This is a genomic window from Synechococcus sp. 1G10 (assembly GCF_002252625.1).
GTDB lineage: Bacteria > Cyanobacteriota > Cyanobacteriia > PCC-6307 > Cyanobiaceae > Regnicoccus_A.
Map to the genome: position 1 here is coordinate 1 of NZ_NQKW01000038.1, position 14,276 is coordinate 14,276.

Annotated in this window: 20 protein-coding genes and 2 pseudogenes; 12 read left to right on the forward strand and 10 right to left on the reverse strand. The window is 63.8% G+C overall.

From position 1 onward, the window contains the following. Nucleotides 1–290 precede the first annotated feature (290 nt). Entirely contained in the window at nucleotides 291–476 is a 186-nt protein-coding gene (locus CJZ82_RS18150) for a hypothetical protein (RefSeq protein WP_143593749.1), read from the forward strand. Between the two features lie 90 nt (nucleotides 477–566). Here CJZ82_RS18150 and CJZ82_RS16815 read toward each other — a convergent pair. Continuing rightward, nucleotides 567–843: pseudogene (locus tag CJZ82_RS16815) on the reverse strand (AbrB-like transcriptional regulator). Between the two features lie 614 nt (nucleotides 844–1,457). Here CJZ82_RS16815 and CJZ82_RS16825 point away from each other — a divergent pair. Both CJZ82_RS16825 and CJZ82_RS16830 read left to right on the forward strand, forming a co-directional pair. Next, nucleotides 1,458–2,372 carry a histone deacetylase gene (locus CJZ82_RS16825; RefSeq protein WP_094556899.1) on the forward strand — a complete coding sequence of 305 codons (915 nt, stop codon included), beginning with the start codon at nucleotides 1,458–1,460 and terminating at the stop codon, nucleotides 2,370–2,372. Between the two features lie 100 nt (nucleotides 2,373–2,472). Further along, nucleotides 2,473–3,093, forward strand: coding sequence for an SOS response-associated peptidase (locus CJZ82_RS16830; protein ID WP_094556900.1), 621 nt, complete (start codon nucleotides 2,473–2,475; stop codon nucleotides 3,091–3,093). Nucleotides 3,094–3,132: 39 nt separating this feature from the next. Here the strand turns inward: CJZ82_RS16830 and CJZ82_RS16835 are convergent, their stop codons facing one another. Beyond that, complete coding sequence (locus CJZ82_RS16835) at nucleotides 3,133–3,873, reverse strand: DUF6781 family protein (RefSeq protein WP_143593750.1); 741 nt, start codon at nucleotides 3,871–3,873, stop codon at nucleotides 3,133–3,135. 104 nt (nucleotides 3,874–3,977) lie between these two features. On the opposite strand from CJZ82_RS16835, the gene CJZ82_RS18535 reads away from it, so the two are divergent. Both CJZ82_RS18535 and CJZ82_RS16840 read left to right on the forward strand, forming a co-directional pair. Beyond that, nucleotides 3,978–4,133, forward strand: a complete 156-nt coding sequence (locus tag CJZ82_RS18535; RefSeq protein ID WP_158218628.1) for a hypothetical protein — start codon at nucleotides 3,978–3,980, stop codon at nucleotides 4,131–4,133. Then, nucleotides 4,130–4,450 carry an MTH1187 family thiamine-binding protein gene (locus CJZ82_RS16840; protein ID WP_094556902.1) on the forward strand — a complete coding sequence of 107 codons (321 nt, stop codon included), beginning with the start codon at nucleotides 4,130–4,132 and terminating at the stop codon, nucleotides 4,448–4,450. Before CJZ82_RS18535 ends, CJZ82_RS16840 begins: the two co-directional genes overlap by 4 nt. 240 nt (nucleotides 4,451–4,690) lie before the next feature. On the opposite strand, the gene CJZ82_RS16845 is transcribed toward CJZ82_RS16840, so the two are convergent. The 3 genes from CJZ82_RS16845 to CJZ82_RS19695 form a co-directional block, all read right to left on the reverse strand. Beyond that, nucleotides 4,691–5,083: a DUF302 domain-containing protein gene (locus CJZ82_RS16845; protein WP_094556903.1), complete on the reverse strand. Its 393-nt coding sequence runs from the start codon at nucleotides 5,081–5,083 to the stop codon at nucleotides 4,691–4,693. Between the two features lie 9 nt (nucleotides 5,084–5,092). Then, on the reverse strand, nucleotides 5,093–5,659 hold the full coding sequence (locus CJZ82_RS16850) for a DUF305 domain-containing protein (RefSeq protein WP_233130344.1): 567 nt from the start codon (nucleotides 5,657–5,659) through the stop codon (nucleotides 5,093–5,095). A gap of 217 nt (nucleotides 5,660–5,876) precedes the next feature. Then, nucleotides 5,877–6,020: a MerR family DNA-binding protein gene (locus CJZ82_RS19695; protein ID WP_369820115.1), complete on the reverse strand. Its 144-nt coding sequence runs from the start codon at nucleotides 6,018–6,020 to the stop codon at nucleotides 5,877–5,879. A gap of 130 nt (nucleotides 6,021–6,150) precedes the next feature. Between CJZ82_RS19695 and CJZ82_RS16860 the strand changes: the two genes are divergently transcribed. The 3 genes from CJZ82_RS16860 to CJZ82_RS16870 are packed head-to-tail and all read left to right on the forward strand — an operon-like array spanning nucleotide 6,151 to nucleotide 6,963. Then, complete coding sequence (locus CJZ82_RS16860) at nucleotides 6,151–6,366, forward strand: DUF3721 domain-containing protein (protein ID WP_233130346.1); 216 nt, start codon at nucleotides 6,151–6,153, stop codon at nucleotides 6,364–6,366. Nucleotides 6,367–6,424: 58 nt separating this feature from the next. Continuing rightward, on the forward strand, nucleotides 6,425–6,679 hold the full coding sequence (locus tag CJZ82_RS16865) for a DUF3721 domain-containing protein (protein WP_094556905.1): 255 nt from the start codon (nucleotides 6,425–6,427) through the stop codon (nucleotides 6,677–6,679). Continuing rightward, nucleotides 6,676–6,963, forward strand: coding sequence for a hypothetical protein (locus CJZ82_RS16870; RefSeq protein WP_094556906.1), 288 nt, complete (start codon nucleotides 6,676–6,678; stop codon nucleotides 6,961–6,963). Before CJZ82_RS16865 ends, CJZ82_RS16870 begins: the two co-directional genes overlap by 4 nt. A 275-nt stretch (nucleotides 6,964–7,238) precedes the next feature. On the opposite strand, the pseudogene CJZ82_RS16875 reads toward CJZ82_RS16870, so the two are convergent. The 3 genes and pseudogenes from CJZ82_RS16875 to CJZ82_RS16885 form a co-directional block, all read right to left on the reverse strand. Continuing rightward, nucleotides 7,239–7,355: pseudogene (locus CJZ82_RS16875) on the reverse strand (ATP-binding protein); the annotation flags it as partial. Between the two features lie 98 nt (nucleotides 7,356–7,453). Further along, entirely contained in the window at nucleotides 7,454–8,371 is a 918-nt protein-coding gene (locus CJZ82_RS16880; protein WP_094556908.1) for a cation diffusion facilitator family transporter, read from the reverse strand. A 3-nt stretch (nucleotides 8,372–8,374) separates the two neighbouring features. Next, the gene (locus CJZ82_RS16885) at nucleotides 8,375–8,521 is read right to left on the reverse strand and encodes a hypothetical protein (protein WP_233130347.1); all 147 of its coding nucleotides are present in this window, start codon (nucleotides 8,519–8,521) and stop codon (nucleotides 8,375–8,377) included. Nucleotides 8,522–8,803: 282 nt separating this feature from the next. On the opposite strand from CJZ82_RS16885, the gene CJZ82_RS16890 reads away from it, so the two are divergent. Beyond that, complete coding sequence (locus tag CJZ82_RS16890; protein WP_094556910.1) at nucleotides 8,804–9,349, forward strand: manganese efflux pump MntP family protein; 546 nt, start codon at nucleotides 8,804–8,806, stop codon at nucleotides 9,347–9,349. Nucleotides 9,350–9,499: 150 nt separating this feature from the next. Here CJZ82_RS16890 and CJZ82_RS16895 read toward each other — a convergent pair whose 3' ends face one another. Together CJZ82_RS16895 and CJZ82_RS16900 are read right to left on the reverse strand one after the other, a co-directional pair. Beyond that, nucleotides 9,500–11,776: an ATP-dependent RecD-like DNA helicase gene (locus tag CJZ82_RS16895; protein WP_233130348.1), complete on the reverse strand. Its 2,277-nt coding sequence runs from the start codon at nucleotides 11,774–11,776 to the stop codon at nucleotides 9,500–9,502. Between the two features lie 11 nt (nucleotides 11,777–11,787). After that, the gene (locus CJZ82_RS16900) at nucleotides 11,788–12,033 is read right to left on the reverse strand and encodes a hypothetical protein (RefSeq protein WP_094556911.1); all 246 of its coding nucleotides are present in this window, start codon (nucleotides 12,031–12,033) and stop codon (nucleotides 11,788–11,790) included. 102 nt (nucleotides 12,034–12,135) lie between these two features. Between CJZ82_RS16900 and CJZ82_RS16905 the strand changes: the two genes are divergently transcribed. From CJZ82_RS16905 to CJZ82_RS16915, 3 genes are all read left to right on the forward strand, one after another. Beyond that, nucleotides 12,136–12,543: a VOC family protein gene (locus CJZ82_RS16905; RefSeq protein WP_094556912.1), complete on the forward strand. Its 408-nt coding sequence runs from the start codon at nucleotides 12,136–12,138 to the stop codon at nucleotides 12,541–12,543. A gap of 115 nt (nucleotides 12,544–12,658) precedes the next feature. After that, nucleotides 12,659–13,375 (forward strand): GAF domain-containing protein, encoded by a 717-nt coding sequence (locus CJZ82_RS16910; RefSeq protein ID WP_094556913.1) that lies wholly within the window; start codon nucleotides 12,659–12,661, stop codon nucleotides 13,373–13,375. A gap of 100 nt (nucleotides 13,376–13,475) precedes the next feature. Beyond that, nucleotides 13,476–14,276: transposase (locus CJZ82_RS16915; RefSeq protein ID WP_143593751.1), on the forward strand; the 801-nt coding region annotated here is incomplete at its 3' end.

Below are 14,276 nucleotides of genomic sequence, written 5' to 3' on the forward strand. Positions count from 1 at the left end.
GGCAGCAAGATGGGCCAAAGGACAAGAGCAGTCCCGATAAAACCAGGCCCAGCTTGGCCGCACAACGACCCTTGTGCCTGACTTTCAGTCGGCCCTGGGGGTCTAGCGAGGTCTCGTTTCCTCAGAGTGCTGCTGATCCACCAGACCTGCAGACCGCCAAAAGCCAGGGCAAGCAGACCTAACTGGACATATCCCCAGTTCAGGTGCTCCATAGCAATGCAATTTACTCCTCATAAACCCCGCGCGGACGGTGCGATGCCCTGTTCGGGGATGGGGAGGGTTGAGGAAACGTGAAGCCGCCGCTGACCGAGCGAGAGCAAGAGCGGCTTGAAGCCCTTCGCGTCTACCGCATCCTCCACACACCGCCCGAGCGGTCCTTCGACGATCTGACGACACTGGCGGCCTATGTCTGCGACGTGCCGATTGCCTTGGTCAGCTTGGTTGACTCTCACCCTTCGCCGCCAATCCCCTGGTGATCTCGGAACACGACATCCGCTTCTATGCGGGAGTCCCGTTGCCGTCGCCGGAGGCCTTGACGCCACCAGTAATAGAAGCGAAAGCTTCCCTCAATCCTCGTCGTCGCTGGCGGCAACCGGGATCAGCCGGATCTGCTTCTTGCCCAGCTTGATCTCAAACTCATCGCCAGGCTTGAGCTCGAGCAGAGCTGTGTAGGCCTTGCCCACCAGCAGGTTGCCGTTGCCACCGCCATCTCCGATGGCTGACGCCCTTGGCTTCCAGCAATGCCTCGTAGAAGGCCGTGAAGTTCAGCCGCTCACTGCCATCCTTCTTGGTGCTGAGGTAGCCGGCGGCTCGCACCAGATCAGACTTGGAGGCATCACCCAGCTCCTTGACTTTGGCGACAAGAGCAGAAAGGTGCGGGTGTCCGTCCCTTTATCGGAAACTTTCGCAGGCCTCTCCATCACCATTCGAGTCCAGATAGGTGTGTCCCTGGCGCAGCAACTCCTGCGTGCGTGCAAACGAGCCGATCTCAACACAGCGATAGCGAAGGCTCCCAGGAATCGACTCAGACAGCCATCGCCTCGGCTGTAGGAGTTGCTGTCTCAGTGGCTGGGCTCCTGTTCACCTCGATGCGCCCGTTGGCGAACACCACATCCACCCGACCGCCCATGGCGCCATAGGCCTGCTGGAGGTAGTCGGTCGCCGCCAGGTGGAAGGCCGCGCTGCCTGTCGCCGTTTGCCACCAGCATCAGCTTCTGGGCCTGGGCAAGGCGGATGCAGGCCAACCAGCGGCGAGATCAGGAAAATTCGGGGAACCCCAAATGCATGGCTCTAGGGTCAAAACGAACAAGCCAGAAGAGCAAGCCGCTTCGAAAGCAGGAGAGCAGAGAGAAGATGCCGATGCGGCTGAGTAACCATGGTGATCCAACGTCAGGGGGGTTGGTCCAGGGCATGTTGCCTGATGGGTTGAGCGTGGTGTTGGCGCTTATGCGCCGCTGATGCCTCCCGCACTGGTGTATCACCCGGCTTACTCCGTGCCACTGCCGAGCAGTCATCGCTTTCCGATGGCGAAGTTCCGGCTGCTCCACGAGTATTTGCTTCGCCACGATCTGGCCCGTTCCGAACAGCTGCATGAACCCATGCCGATCTCCCGCCGGGAGCTCGAGCTGGTTCACAGCAGGCCATATCACGAAGCGTTCTCACGCGATCGACTCAACCCGGCCGAGCAGCGGCGGATCGGCCTGCCCGCCACCCAGCCCCTGGTGCGGCGCAGCTGGCTGGCCGTAGGCGGCACCCTGCTCACGGCCAGGTTGGCTCTGCAGCAGGGACTGGCCTGCCATCTGGCCGGCGGTACCCACCACGCCTTCCCGGATCACGGAAGCGGGTTCTGCATTTTCAATGACGTCGCCGTGGCCGCGCGGGTTCTGCTGGCCGAGGGAGCGGTGCGTCGGCTGATGGTGATTGACCTGGACGTGCACCAGGGAGATGGCACCGCTGCGATCTTTGCCGGTGACCCGCGCGTGTTCACGCTGTCGGCCCACGCGGCCAGCAATTTTCCCCTGCACAAGCAGACCAGTGACCACGACCTGCCCTTGGCCGATGGCCTGGACGATGACGCCTATCTGGCAGCGGTAGGGGGAGGGATCCCTGAACTGCTGGAGCAGGTGCAGCCTGATCTGGTGATCTACAACGCCGGCGTCGATCCCCACCGCGACGACCGCCTGGGCCGGCTTTCCCTCAGTGACACCGGTCTGATGTTGCGCGACCGGATGGTGCTGGAGCTATGCCTCAGGCGGCGCATCCCTGTGGCCACGGTGATCGGCGGCGGCTACGACGCCTTGGAGGCTCTGGTCGCGCGCCATGGCCTTGTGTTCCGCGCGGCGGCAGAGACGGCCCTGCAGCTGGGGCTCTAGTGCAGGGGCTGCGCAATGGCGCTCTGCATCGCCGTTGCACTGCCGGGTGTCAGGTCACGCAGATTGGGAGCAGTTCCGACTGGATCCGCAGGCATCGCTGATGTGTGGCCGCTACTCGCTCACCAGCACAATCGATCAGTTGCTCCCCAGGCTCAAGGGTCCGCTGCCGGATGGTTTGCTCAAGCACTACCAGCCGCGGCAGCAGGTGCGGCCCGGTGAACCACTGCTGATCCAGCGGCAGCAGCATGGCCGGCCTGAGGTGAGCTTCGCGCAGTGGGGCCTGGTCCCCGGCTGGCTGAAGGACACCCACGGCAAAAGCCGCCCGATCAATGCCCGCAGCGAAACGGTGAGCCAGAAGCCGTTCTTTCGTGGGCCCTGGCGCCATCACCGCTGCCTGCTGCCGGCCGATGGCTTCTACGAATGGCACCAGAAGCAGCCCTACTGGATACGCCGCCAGGACGGCGCCGCTTTCTGGCTGGGCGGCCTGTGGGACCACTGGATCGCTCCTGATGGCACCGAACTCCAGACCTGCTGCATCCTCACCACCACCCCCAACGCCCTGCTGCGTCCGATCCACGACCGCATGCCGGTGGTGATCATGGATGGATGGGAAGAGGCCTGGTTGCTGCCGGAGGACGCCGCTGAACTGCGGGGGCTTGAGGCGCTGATGGCCCCGTGGAATCCAGCCGGCTGGGAGGCGATTCCGCTCGACCGGTTGTGATCTGCTGAGTCACCGCGCAGCACGGTGCACCTGCTGAGATCAGCTGCGCACCGAAGGCTCCTGGGCTCCAGAACTGCCCTGCTCCTCTCCCTTCTCCTCAGCCGCTTCAAGCGGGTGCGAGCCGCTCAGACGATCGGCGATCCCCTGCAACACCCCACTGGTGAGGCCCGCCAGCAGGGCCGCTTCCTTCTGCAGCACCGACGTGGTGACCTCCACCTGATCGCTCACGCTTTCGGCGAGGGCCCGGCCCAGGCTCGTCACCCCCTCCTTCACGGCTGAGCCGACTGCCGATCCAGACGCTCTCGCATGATCCGCCACATCCACGAGCGTCGTGCGGGTGAAGCCAGCCGCGCTGGATGCCGTCTGGCTGACGGTCTCGATGAAGAGAGATTCCAGGGTGGAGAGATCATCCAGTCGCCGCCGCAGCGTCTGCCGGGAGAAGGCGCCGGCATTTCCGACGGCCTCCTCCAGGGTCAGACGGGTGGCCTGGGCTGCGGCAGCCAGGGCCTCATCAAGGCCTTGCAGGGCCTCCCTGAGAGCCAGTTGCCCGTCACTGGCTCCCTGAGCGCCGCCGGTGGCGCCGGCAACCACCGCGCGAACCACCTTCTGAACAGCGCCTTGATCCAGTTTTCCTTCGGTCAGGGCGCGGAGGGTGAGGCTGCGGACCTCCTTGGTGATGGCGGCCGGGTTATCGCTCAGCACGGCACGGACCTCCCGCTCGAGGGTCTCCTCCTGCCCGAGCGGTTGCTCATGGGTCGGGATCTGTTCCTGGATGGTCATGGCCGCTTGCACGGAGGCTCTGTCTTCCACTGTGGTCAAGGCATTACCCGGGCGGGATGGGAGGCGCTACATGCGTCACACAGCCGCTTACTCAACGTGCCAGGGTGATTGCCGTCATCGCGCAGTGGCCTGAACTGGAAGCCCATCGCTCGCTGCTCAGTCAGGTGCAGATCGATGAGCAGGAACGAGCGGCCTACGACCGTCTGAGTCAGGTGGCGGCAGGTCGGGTGGAGCGGTTGCTCGAGCTTCTCAAGCAATGAAGGTGATCGTCGATCTCTGCGTTGTGCCGATTGGGGTTTGCGTCAACCTGGCGCCCTACATCGCTGCCTGTGAACGGGTGCTGCTGGACGCCGGTCTCAAGATCCAGCTGCACGCCAACGGCACCGGGATAGAAGGTGAGTGGGTGCCTGTTTTCACAGCGATCGAGGCCTGCCATGCGGCCGTGCATGCCATGGGCGCTCCACGCACCTTCACGACGGTGAAGGTCAGCACACGCACCGATCGGGACCAGACGCTGGAAGACAAGGTGGCCAGCGTTGAGGCCTTGCTCCAACAGCGGCCGGATCGGGACCAATGAGGAGGGCGCCCCGTATCGAACGCCCTTCTGCTGCTCTTCGAGAAGGCTGCGCCTACGCAGAAGCCAAGGGCCAGGGCAGGTTGCAGGGCATGGGGAGGTTCACTCCCATGCACGGCTCATGGAAAACCGTTGCTGTTCTCGCAAGCCAGCTGATCCACCCTTCTTGTCCCATCGAAAGATGGCCAGATCAGGCATTCCCGATCGATCAGTGCCAGCCGGAAAGGTTGGTGAAACGGGAAGCTAAGCCGCAGCGGCCTCGATGATTGCCGTGGTTGAGGCCTCCACCGCACGGGCCACCTTCCTCAGGGATGGATCGGCCGAGAGGCTGGCGAGCATCGCCTCGGGGCGAATCATGCCGATGCGGACCTGGCCGGCTTCGGTGTAGACGGAGATCCGGCAGGGCAGAGCCATGTTGAGCGCCATCGTGGTGCTGAGCACTGCGGCGGCCTGCTGGGGGTTGCACACCTCGAAGATGCGGCATTGCTCCGTGAACGGCAGGCCCTTGCTGCGCAGGGTGTTGCCCAGGTCATGCACCGCCAGCACCCCAAAACCCTGGTCCACCACTGCCTCCTGGAGGGCGGCACTGGCTTCCTCGAAGGATTTCGGCGTGTCGAGGATGAAGAACGGGTCCATGGGAGGTGTTCAGGACGTGGCGTACCAGCTTCGGTACCACTGGCTCATCTGCTCGATCTCCCGGCTCTGGGCCGTCACCATGCCCTGCTGCATTGCCCGCAGCTGCGGATGCTGGCTGTTGGTCTGGGCCATTGAGGCCATCATCACGCCCATGCGGTGGTGGGGAATCATCTGCTCAATGAAGGCCCGATCGAAATCAGGTGCGTTCTTCAGCCACTCGACATCAGTCCCTGCACCCATCATCCCCATGCCCCTGCCAGGCCCCCCCATCATCCCGCCCCTGCCGCCCATCCAGCCGCCCCAGCCGGAATAGACCCCACGGCCATAGCTTCCCCCCCACGACGGCACCTCACCGCCGAACCACTGCCGATACCAGGCCCGCATCTGGGTGTTCTCCTGCGTCTGGCTGGCCTTGATGCTGCGGGCCAGGGCCTTGATTTCGGGTCGTGTCGCGCGGGTGAGGGCGAGATCGGCCATGGCGATCGCCCCGTCATGGTGAGGAATCATCATCACGATGAAGTGCTGATCCATCGACTGGGTGCCCATGCGCCCCGGACCGCTCAGCCCCATTCCCATCCCGCTTCCAGCTGGCGCCACCACCTGGGGCGGCACTGAGCGCGCTGGAGCTCCCAGCGACAGAACGAACGCTCCCAGCCCTGCAGCGACTGCGATTCTGAGCGTCACAGAGGGTGTCTGTCCTTGCGCGGTTTGGGGGTGCTCCATCAGCTTTTCTCCCTTGCTTCTGCCTGTCCTCAGCATGGGGGCGCAGCGGGGAGCTGAACGCGGCTTTGGGTCAATGCTTCATCGGATCGGGCCCATCCGTCAGGACGCCAGCGTCGTGCACGGCCAGGCAGCCCTGGATCTCCTCAAGGCTGAGCCCGAGGGTCTTGAGCCGGCGGATGAACTGCAGGCGCTGCAGGCTCTGCTCCGCGAACAGGCGTTAACCCCCGTCGCTGCGGCCGGCCAGGACCCCGATCTTCATGCCGACGGCTGCCACGGACTTGACTCTCCACCCGTGTGGAGACTCTAAGGTTCAGTCGAGGCCTTTCTTCCACCACAGGAATTCCGTGAATCCCATCGCTCTGGCTCTCTTCCTCTCGGCAGGCGTTGCCCTGGCATCCGGCGCCGCCCGCGCCCAGGCCAACGACATGTTCCCGAGCAAGGCCGCTGCGGAACAGCGAGCCAAGGAACTGAAGTGCAGCGGCACCTTTGCGATGGGCAAGGAATGGATGCCCTGCCAGAACTTTGATGTCTACGAGAAAGCCATCTCCAAGGAGAAGTGACCCAACCGTTTCCTTACCCAGCTCTGATTCCCGTCCTGAGCATCCCCGTGAGCACCCGATGACACCGACCCCCACCAGCCCCCTCCAGCAGCCCGGCCGGTGGGCCCTCCTGGCTGCTCTGGCAGCGGTGGGTTTCGCTCCGCTTCTGGCCACCGCACCCGCTGAGGCTCACATGAAGGGCATGTTCAAGACCAAGCAGGAGGCTGAAAAGCGCGCCGCTGAACTCAAGTGCAAGGGCACGTTTGCGATGGGTTCGATGTGGATGCCTTGCGCCAATGAGCAAGCCCTTCACAAGGCCCTTCAGAACGAATGAGCCGCCATCACCAGCTGCGCCGGCTGCACCGCAGCCTCGTGCCCCTGGCGGCGTTGCCGCTCCTGCTCACATCCCTCTCCGGTTCCCTTTATGGCGCGCTCTCGGCCCGAGGGATCGAAGCCTTCTGGCTCATGAAGCTGCACACGGGCAACTTCGGTGCCGTCAATCTGCAGCCTTATTACTCCACGGTCCTCGGCGTGCTCACCCTGTTCGTCGCCGGCTCTGGGATTGGTTTGTTGCTGGGCCGCCGATCTGGAAGCAAGCCAGCAACGCCGCCATCTTGATCAGGCAGCTCGGTCCGCAGCAGCAGCCAAGAGTTGATGATCACCGAGAGCCATCAGATGCAATATTGGGGTTCCCTCAATATCTTGGACATCGATCAGGGCTCCTGTCCGCAGCCGTCTTCGATAGCAGTGCTCCTCTGATCAGGCCGTTCAGCTATGGGAGTGGTTGCCCCGTTTGGTCGGCAGCTCTCACCACGGCAGCCAGGTGCCAGGTGTGTTGACCTGCAAATGATGCAATCACGCTGCTCATCATCTGGGGAGTCGGCAATCGCTCCTCAGCCAGCGATGGGGAGCTTCACAGAGAAGACACTCCCGGAACCAACGCTTGAGGTCACGGTGATCTGACCGTGATGGCGGCGCACGATTGCCGCCACGATCGTTAGACCAAGGCCGGTGCTGCCCTGGCAGAGGGGGCCCTAGGCCAAAAACACGTAGGTCCGCATCAAAGGCTCGGCGACTGGCCATTCCAGCTCTGGTGACTGAACTGCGACTAGTGATGTTGTTCAGCTGCGCTTTCCAGCTGCAGGGTGCATTTGCGGATCCCAAGTTCTGCCAGTCGCTCGCGGGCCATGGTCAGCAGGGCATCGCGAGCGGAAGGATCCGCCTCACGCTGACTGGATTCCAGCCGCAGGTGGGCGGTCAGTGCGTTGCGGGAGGTGCTCAGCCCCCAGACATGCAGCTCCTCCACGCTCTGCACTCCAGGCAGCTGTTGCAGCATCGCCTCCACTGCTCCGAGATCGATGCCCCGGGGAGCTGCGTCAAGGTTGAGGGCGATGGCCTCACGCAGCAGGCCCGTAGCACTCCAGATCACGGCAGCACCGACTCCCATCGCAGTGAGCGCGTCGAGCCACAGCCAGCCGGTGAGGCCAACCAGCAGTGCATTGATCAGCACAGCTACCGATACCGCCGCATCGGTGATCAGGTGCAGCACCGCCGCCCGCTGGTTCAGATCGTGGTGATGATCGTCGCCGAAGAGCCGGGCTGAGAAAAAGTTGATGGCAACCCCTACTGCTGCGGCCCAGGCCACTGGAGCGGTAATCAGGGGCACGGGGTTGAACAGCCGCTCGACGGCCATCGCCACCACCCCTGAACCGGCGGCAAAGATCAACATTCCGTTGACCAGCGATGCCATCTGCGTGCTGCGCCCGTAGCCGTAGGTAAAGCGCCCATTAGCAGGCTTGTGACTGAGCTGATCGGCGCCCCAGCCCAACGCCAGGCCCACCACATCGCCCAGGTTGTGGAGGGCATCGCCGATCAGGGCTACGGAGCCAAAGGCCATGCCGACCACCAACTGCAGAGCGGTGAGGCCGCTGTTGAGAGCGATGCTCCAGCGGAAGGCAGCAGCGGCGCGTCCAGGCGCCTGGTGACCGTGCTGGTGGCGCTGGCCGTGATGGTCGTGGCCGCCCATGGCTCAGGGCTCCTGCTGGGCAGCCAGATAAAGGGCGATCATCTCTTCCATCCCCTGCTGGGTCCGGCCATGGGGCCGCAAGCCCTGAGAGGCCCAGACCCGGTCGAGCTCCATGCGCAGGTCCTCGGGAATCCAGCAGGACAGCAGCACCTTTCCCTCTCGGCTGGAGCTACAGCGCTTGACAACCACAGACCTCAGGAGCACAAGGGTTGTATTGTATACAAGTACACAGAACTTTGCCCTGCGCCCGGCTCTGGTGGAGTTGAGGGAATCGAGGACGAACCGGCTGGTGTTGATTGCAGGACGTCTTGGTGCACGATCTCAGGGTTCAGCGCAACAGTAGTGGTGGTCTCCAGCGCTCAGGCAAAAGAATCCGTCTTCCCTGAGAGAGGGCCTCTGGGTATAAGGTCATGGAGATTCTTTGCATGAGAAATGGCATTTGAGATCATCCTCTTCGCTGCCATCCTGAGCATTGATTCTTTTTCTGCTGCTTTTGCGATGGGATTCCGTCGCTTTTCAGCAAGACGTGCATTTTCGTTCGCCTTTTGTTCCGCGTTTGCTGAAGGTGCCGCAACCGCCCTCGGCTTCTTGCTTGGCAAAGTTGCGAAGGACCTGATCGTCGACTACGACCACTGGGTGGCCTTCTTCCTTCTTGTTTCCGTTGGCGCACACATGTGCTGGGAGGCCTACCATCATGATCCAGATGGCGAAGCAGAAGACCCAAGAACACATGGTTTCTGGAAGATTCTTTTCATCTCATCTGCCACCAGCATTGATTCACTGGGCGTTGGCGTGACCCTTGGATTGGCTGACAAGCCGATCGTTCCCTATTCGCTGGCCATTGCTGGTGGAGCATTTGTTTCGACCTATCTTGGCCTCAACCTTGCAAAGCGTCTCCCATCAGCTTTTGGCTCAAGGCTCGAGATTCTTGGCGGAGCAGTTTTGATTGCCCTTGGTTTCAAGATGCTCTCGATCTGATCGTGGTTTGTCAGTTGGATCCATTCCAAACCTTCATACTCACCAACCCAGCGCCGACTGCGCTCCCGACACGCCAGCCGCCATGGCTGATCTGTGATGTGAGCTGGAAGTGCCGGGTCTGAGGGGCTCGTTTATCCGGATGGCAGCTGGTCAGCCGAGCCACTCCGCCAGCTTGGTGTATCGCCGGCGGCCCAGATGGTTTTTCACCGCCATTGCCAGTGCCTTCTTCTGGCCCACCAGCACCACCAGCTGCTTGCCGCGGGTGATGCCCGTGTACACCAGATTGCGCTGCAGCATGGCGTAGTGCTGGGTGAGCAAAGGGATCACCACCGCTGGATATTCGCTGCCCTGGCTCTTGTGGATCGTGCAGGCATAGGCCGGCACCAGGTTGTCGAGTTCACCCCAGCCGTAGGTCACCTCGCGGCCGTCGAAGCCCCCGGCTTCCCCGGATGGGTAACGCACCGTCAGTTCGCTGGCATCGGCATCGATCGTTTCCACCGTGCCGACATCGCCGTTGAACACTTCCTTCTCGTAGTCGTTGGCCACCTGCATCACCTTGTCGGCCGGCGCAAAGCGCCAGCCAAAGCGCTCCACCTGCTCGGTGGGGTTGGGGTTGAGCAGCTGCTGCAACTCGATGTTGAGCGAGCGGGAGCCACAGCCACCGCGCGCCATCGGGCAGAGCACCTGCACCTGGGCGATCGGATCAAGGCCAAAGCGTGCCGGGATGCGCTCGCCCACCACCTTGAGGATCAGGGCCACCGCCTGCTCGGGAGTCTCTGCGGGCAGGAAATAGAAGTCGGTGGTGGCATCAGCCGGCGGCGGCCGCAGATCGGGGATGGTGCCGGCATTGATGGCGTGGGCAGTGGTGATGATGCGGCTGGAGGCCGCCTGGCGGAACACCTCCGTGAGCCGGGCCACCGGCAGGGCGCCACTGTTGATCAGATCGGCGAGCACCTGGCCGGGACCCACCGAGGGCAGCTGATCGACATCGCCCACCAGCAGCAAGGCCGCCTCTGCTGGGAGGGCATCCAGCAGCGAGGCCATCAACGGCACGTCCACCATCGAGGTCTCATCCACCACCAGCAGGTCGCACTCCAGCGGCAGCTCGGTACTGCGCTTGAACCCGAAAGCCGCCGGGTCGAACTCCAGCAGCCGGTGGATCGTCTTGGCCTCAAGCCCGGTGGTTTCGCCCATTCGCTTGGCGGCACGGCCGGTGGGGGCGCAGAGCTGGATGCGCAGCTTCTTGGCCGCCAGGATGCGCAGGATGGCGTTGATCAAGGTGGTCTTGCCCACCCCCGGCCCGCCGGTGATCACCAGCACCTTGCTGGAGAGGGCCTGCTCCACCGCCCCCTTCTGGCTGGCAGCGAGCTCCAGGCCGAGGCGTTGCTCCACCCAGGGGACGGCTTTTGCCGCCTCGATCGTTCCCCAGGGCGGGCAGCCCACCGCCAGCGCCTGGAGGGACGCCGCGATGCGGCGCTCATCCCGGTGCAGATTGGCCAGGAAGATCGCCGGCTCACCGGCCAGGGTGTCGGCCACCACCGAACCTTCGGCCAGCTCCAGATCCAGGGCGCTCTGGATCAACCCTGGCTCCAGCGGCACCCGGCTTGTGGCCACAGGTTCCGCTGCCGAATCGCTTTCTGCTGCCGCCTCGCTGGGCCGCTCGACGCTGAGCAAGTCCCCGGCCGACTTGAGTAGTTCGGCGCTGGGCAGACCGCAGTGGCCATCACCGCTAGCCTCCAGCAGGGCGTAATTGACGCCGGCCCGCAGGCGGATCATTGCGGTGGGCTCGATGCCAAGCCGCGCGGCGATCGCATCGGCGGTGCGGAAGCCGATGCCACGGATGTCGCGGGCCAGGCGGTAAGGGTTCTCGGCCATCACCTGCACGGCGTCGTTGCCGTACGTCTTGAAGATCCGCACGGCCCGGGCGGTGCCGACGCCATGGCTGTGCAGGAAGACCATGATTTCGCGCACCACCTTCTGATCGGCCCAGGCCTGGCTGATCCGCTGCCCCCGCACCGGGCCGATGCCGGGCACCTCCCGCAGGCGCTCAGGGGCCTGCTCGATCACCTCGAACACCTGATCGCCGAAGGTCGCCACGAGCTTGCTGGCGTAGATCGGGCCGATGCCGCGGATCATTCCTGAGCCGAGGTACTTCTCGATCCCCTCGGCGGTGGTGGGGGCTGAGGCCCTGAGGAAGGAGGCCTTGAACTGCTGGCCGTGCTCGCGGCTGTTCACCCAGGTGCCGCTCACCGTCACCCATTCGCCGGCGCTGATCTCAGCGGCGTGACCCACCACCGTCACCAGGTCGCGATGACCGCGCGCCTTGATGCGCAGCACGCAGAAGCCGTTCTCGGCGTTGTGGAAGGTGACGCGCTCGATCGATCCCGCCAGCACCTCCGTGGGCTGCGGACTGGCCTGTGGGCTCACCTTTGCAGGGTTCAGCCCTGCGAATGGCGCAGGGTGCGCCAGCCGCCGCTCTCGGTGCTCACCTCCAGGCCAAGGCCAACGAGGGTGGCCGGTTCGCCACTGGGCTGTCGCTGCTGCCACCAGTGGGTGGCGAACGCCCAGGCCTCCTCGATCGACTCGAAGTGCTCATCGAGCTCGAGGTGGGGTTGGCCGTGGTGATCCACCAGGCGATAACGCCGTGGCTGGTTGCTGTTGCTGATCGGCAAGGAGGTGGCCATCGGTTCTGTGACCTCAGTTTGGTGGGATCGATCGGTCTGTGCAGTGCTGGCTGAGCAGTGCGGCGGCAGGATGATCCCTCTCCACTGCGAACAGACGAAGGCATGCCACAGACGCTCTCCGGCATCGGCGGTCTGGCACACATAGGTATCCGCGTTCACGACATGGAGCGATCGGCGGCCTTTTACGCCCGGCTTGGCTTCCGGTTGGTGGCCGGACCGATCGGCCCGGAACCGGTCGCGATCCTCAGCCACCCCAGCGGCGTGGAAATCAATCTGATCCTCAATGCGCCCAAGGCCTCTGAGGCCAACGTTCTGATGGACGGGCCGGAAAAACCGGCGGGCATCACCCACTTCGCCCTGCTCTGCAACGACCTGGACACCGCGATCAAGGAGCTGCGGGGTGTGGGCCTGGAGCCGAGTGCCGGGCCGGTGGACTTCGGTGGCCAGGCCCGGGGCCTCTTCCTGCGGGATCCCGACCGCAACGTGATTGAACTGCACCAGCGGCTCTGAGGCGATGCCCGTTCGGGGCACAGGAGGGGTGAAGAATCGTGAAGCTGCTCCTGAGCCGAGGGAGCGGCCCCGACAATGAGGCCAAAGGAAGTCAAGATCCTCCGGTTTCATGCCCATGAAGGCATCAGTGAGCGAGCGAGAGGAGGAGCGGCTTGAGGTCCTTCGCGACTACCGCATCCTCGACACACCGCCCGAGCGGGCCTACGACGACCTGACGGCACTGGCGGCGTACATCTGCGAGGTGCCCATCGCCCTTATCAGCTTGGTCGACTCTGACCGTCAGTGGTTCAAATCGAAGCTCGGCCTGGAGGCGACGGAAACCAGCCGGGACGTCTCCTTCTGCGCCCACGCCATCCTTGAGGAGGAGATCCTGGTGATCCAGGACACCCACCTCGATGGGCGCTTCGCCGCCAATCCCCTGGTGACCTCTGAGCCGAACATCCGCTTCTATGCGGGCGTTCCGTTGCTGACGCCGGAAGGCCTGCCGCTGGGGACCCTCTGCGTGATCGACCACAAGCCGAGGGCGCTGAACGCCGCCCAGATCCATGCCATGGAGGGGCTTGCCCGCCAGGTCGTGACCCAGCTGGAGCTGCGGCGGGTGTCCGCCCGGCTGGCTACGGCCCTGGAAAAGATCAACCTGATCGAGGGGCTGATTCCGATCTGCTCCTATTGCAAGGCGATCCGCAATGACGCCGGCTACTGGTCGAGCGTGGAGGCTTTCATCAAAGAGCACGCCGAGGTGGCCTTCACCCATGGGGTGTGCGAAGCCTGCATCGAAAAGCACTTCCCTGAGGTGGCTGAGGAGTGGCGAAAGCAAGGCGCCGGCTCCTAGGAGGCTGTTGCGCATAGATCAGCCCGCACCTTCTCCAGAGACGGCTGCAGATCTGCCCAGAACTCAGTGACAGCAATGGTTCTGGACGAGATCATGGGGCATGAGCAAGCCCAAGACCTTCCGCCCCTGGCTGCCTGAGCAGGCCTGGCTGCTGCCGCCCTCGCCGATCGACTGGCTGCCCAAGGACCATCTGGCGTTCTTTCTGCTGGATCTGATCGATCAGCTGGATCTCGATCCGATCCTCCAGCTCTACTGCCAGAAGGACGCCCGGGGAGAGAAGGCCTACGACCCAAGGATGATGGTGGTACTCCTTCTGTACCCCTACTGCGTTGGGTTGCCGTCGTCACGAAAGATCGAGCGGGCTTGCTACGAGGATCTGCGGTTCCGGGTATTGAGCAGCAACCAACAGCCTGACCACACCCGAATCAGTGAGTTCCGCCACCGGCACCTGGGGCGGGTGGAGGATCTGTTTGTGCAGGTGCTCAGGCTCTGCCAGAAGGCTGGCCTGGTGCAGATGGGGGAAGTGGCGCTGGATGGCACAAAGGTGGGAGCCAACGCCAGCATCCACAAGGCCATGAGCCACGAGCGGATGGAGAAGAGCGAGCAGCAGCTCCGCCAGGAGATGCGGGCGTTGCTGAGGAAGGCCGAGATCATCGACGCCCAGGAGGACGGCCGCTACGGCAAGGGCAAGCGGGGCCGTGAACTGCCCCAGGAGCTGCAGCGCCGGGAAAGCCGGCTGGAGAAGATCCGGCAGGCCAAGGCTGAGCTGGAGGCAGAAGCTGCTGCAGCCCAGGCCCGCCGACGCCAGAAGCAGCAACGCGCCGATACCGCACGAGCGCTGGCACTGCAGAAGCTCCAGGAGACGGGAATCGATCCGGAAACGGTGGGTCTGGGGGAACCT

Excerpts from the sequence above, each read along its gene's own strand:
- CJZ82_RS16825 (WP_094556899.1), top strand. The coding sequence starts at position 1,458 with ATGCCTCCCGCACTGGTGTATCACCCGGCTTACTCCGTGCCACTGCCG.
- CJZ82_RS16830 (WP_094556900.1), top strand. The coding sequence starts at position 2,473 with ATGTGTGGCCGCTACTCGCTCACCAGCACAATCGATCAGTTGCTCCCC.
- CJZ82_RS16835 (WP_143593750.1), bottom strand. The coding sequence starts at position 3,873 with ATGACCATCCAGGAACAGATCCCGACCCATGAGCAACCGCTCGGGCAG.
- CJZ82_RS16840 (WP_094556902.1), top strand. The coding sequence starts at position 4,130 with ATGAAGGTGATCGTCGATCTCTGCGTTGTGCCGATTGGGGTTTGCGTC.
- CJZ82_RS16845 (WP_094556903.1), bottom strand. The coding sequence starts at position 5,083 with ATGGACCCGTTCTTCATCCTCGACACGCCGAAATCCTTCGAGGAAGCC.
- CJZ82_RS16850 (WP_233130344.1), bottom strand. The coding sequence starts at position 5,659 with ATGGGAATGGGGCTGAGCGGTCCGGGGCGCATGGGCACCCAGTCGATG.
- CJZ82_RS16865 (WP_094556905.1), top strand. The coding sequence starts at position 6,425 with ATGACACCGACCCCCACCAGCCCCCTCCAGCAGCCCGGCCGGTGGGCC.
- CJZ82_RS16870 (WP_094556906.1), top strand. The coding sequence starts at position 6,676 with ATGAGCCGCCATCACCAGCTGCGCCGGCTGCACCGCAGCCTCGTGCCC.
- CJZ82_RS16880 (WP_094556908.1), bottom strand. The coding sequence starts at position 8,371 with ATGGGCGGCCACGACCATCACGGCCAGCGCCACCAGCACGGTCACCAG.
- CJZ82_RS16890 (WP_094556910.1), top strand. The coding sequence starts at position 8,804 with ATGGCATTTGAGATCATCCTCTTCGCTGCCATCCTGAGCATTGATTCT.
- CJZ82_RS16900 (WP_094556911.1), bottom strand. The coding sequence starts at position 12,033 with ATGGCCACCTCCTTGCCGATCAGCAACAGCAACCAGCCACGGCGTTAT.
- CJZ82_RS16905 (WP_094556912.1), top strand. The coding sequence starts at position 12,136 with ATGCCACAGACGCTCTCCGGCATCGGCGGTCTGGCACACATAGGTATC.
- CJZ82_RS16910 (WP_094556913.1), top strand. The coding sequence starts at position 12,659 with ATGAAGGCATCAGTGAGCGAGCGAGAGGAGGAGCGGCTTGAGGTCCTT.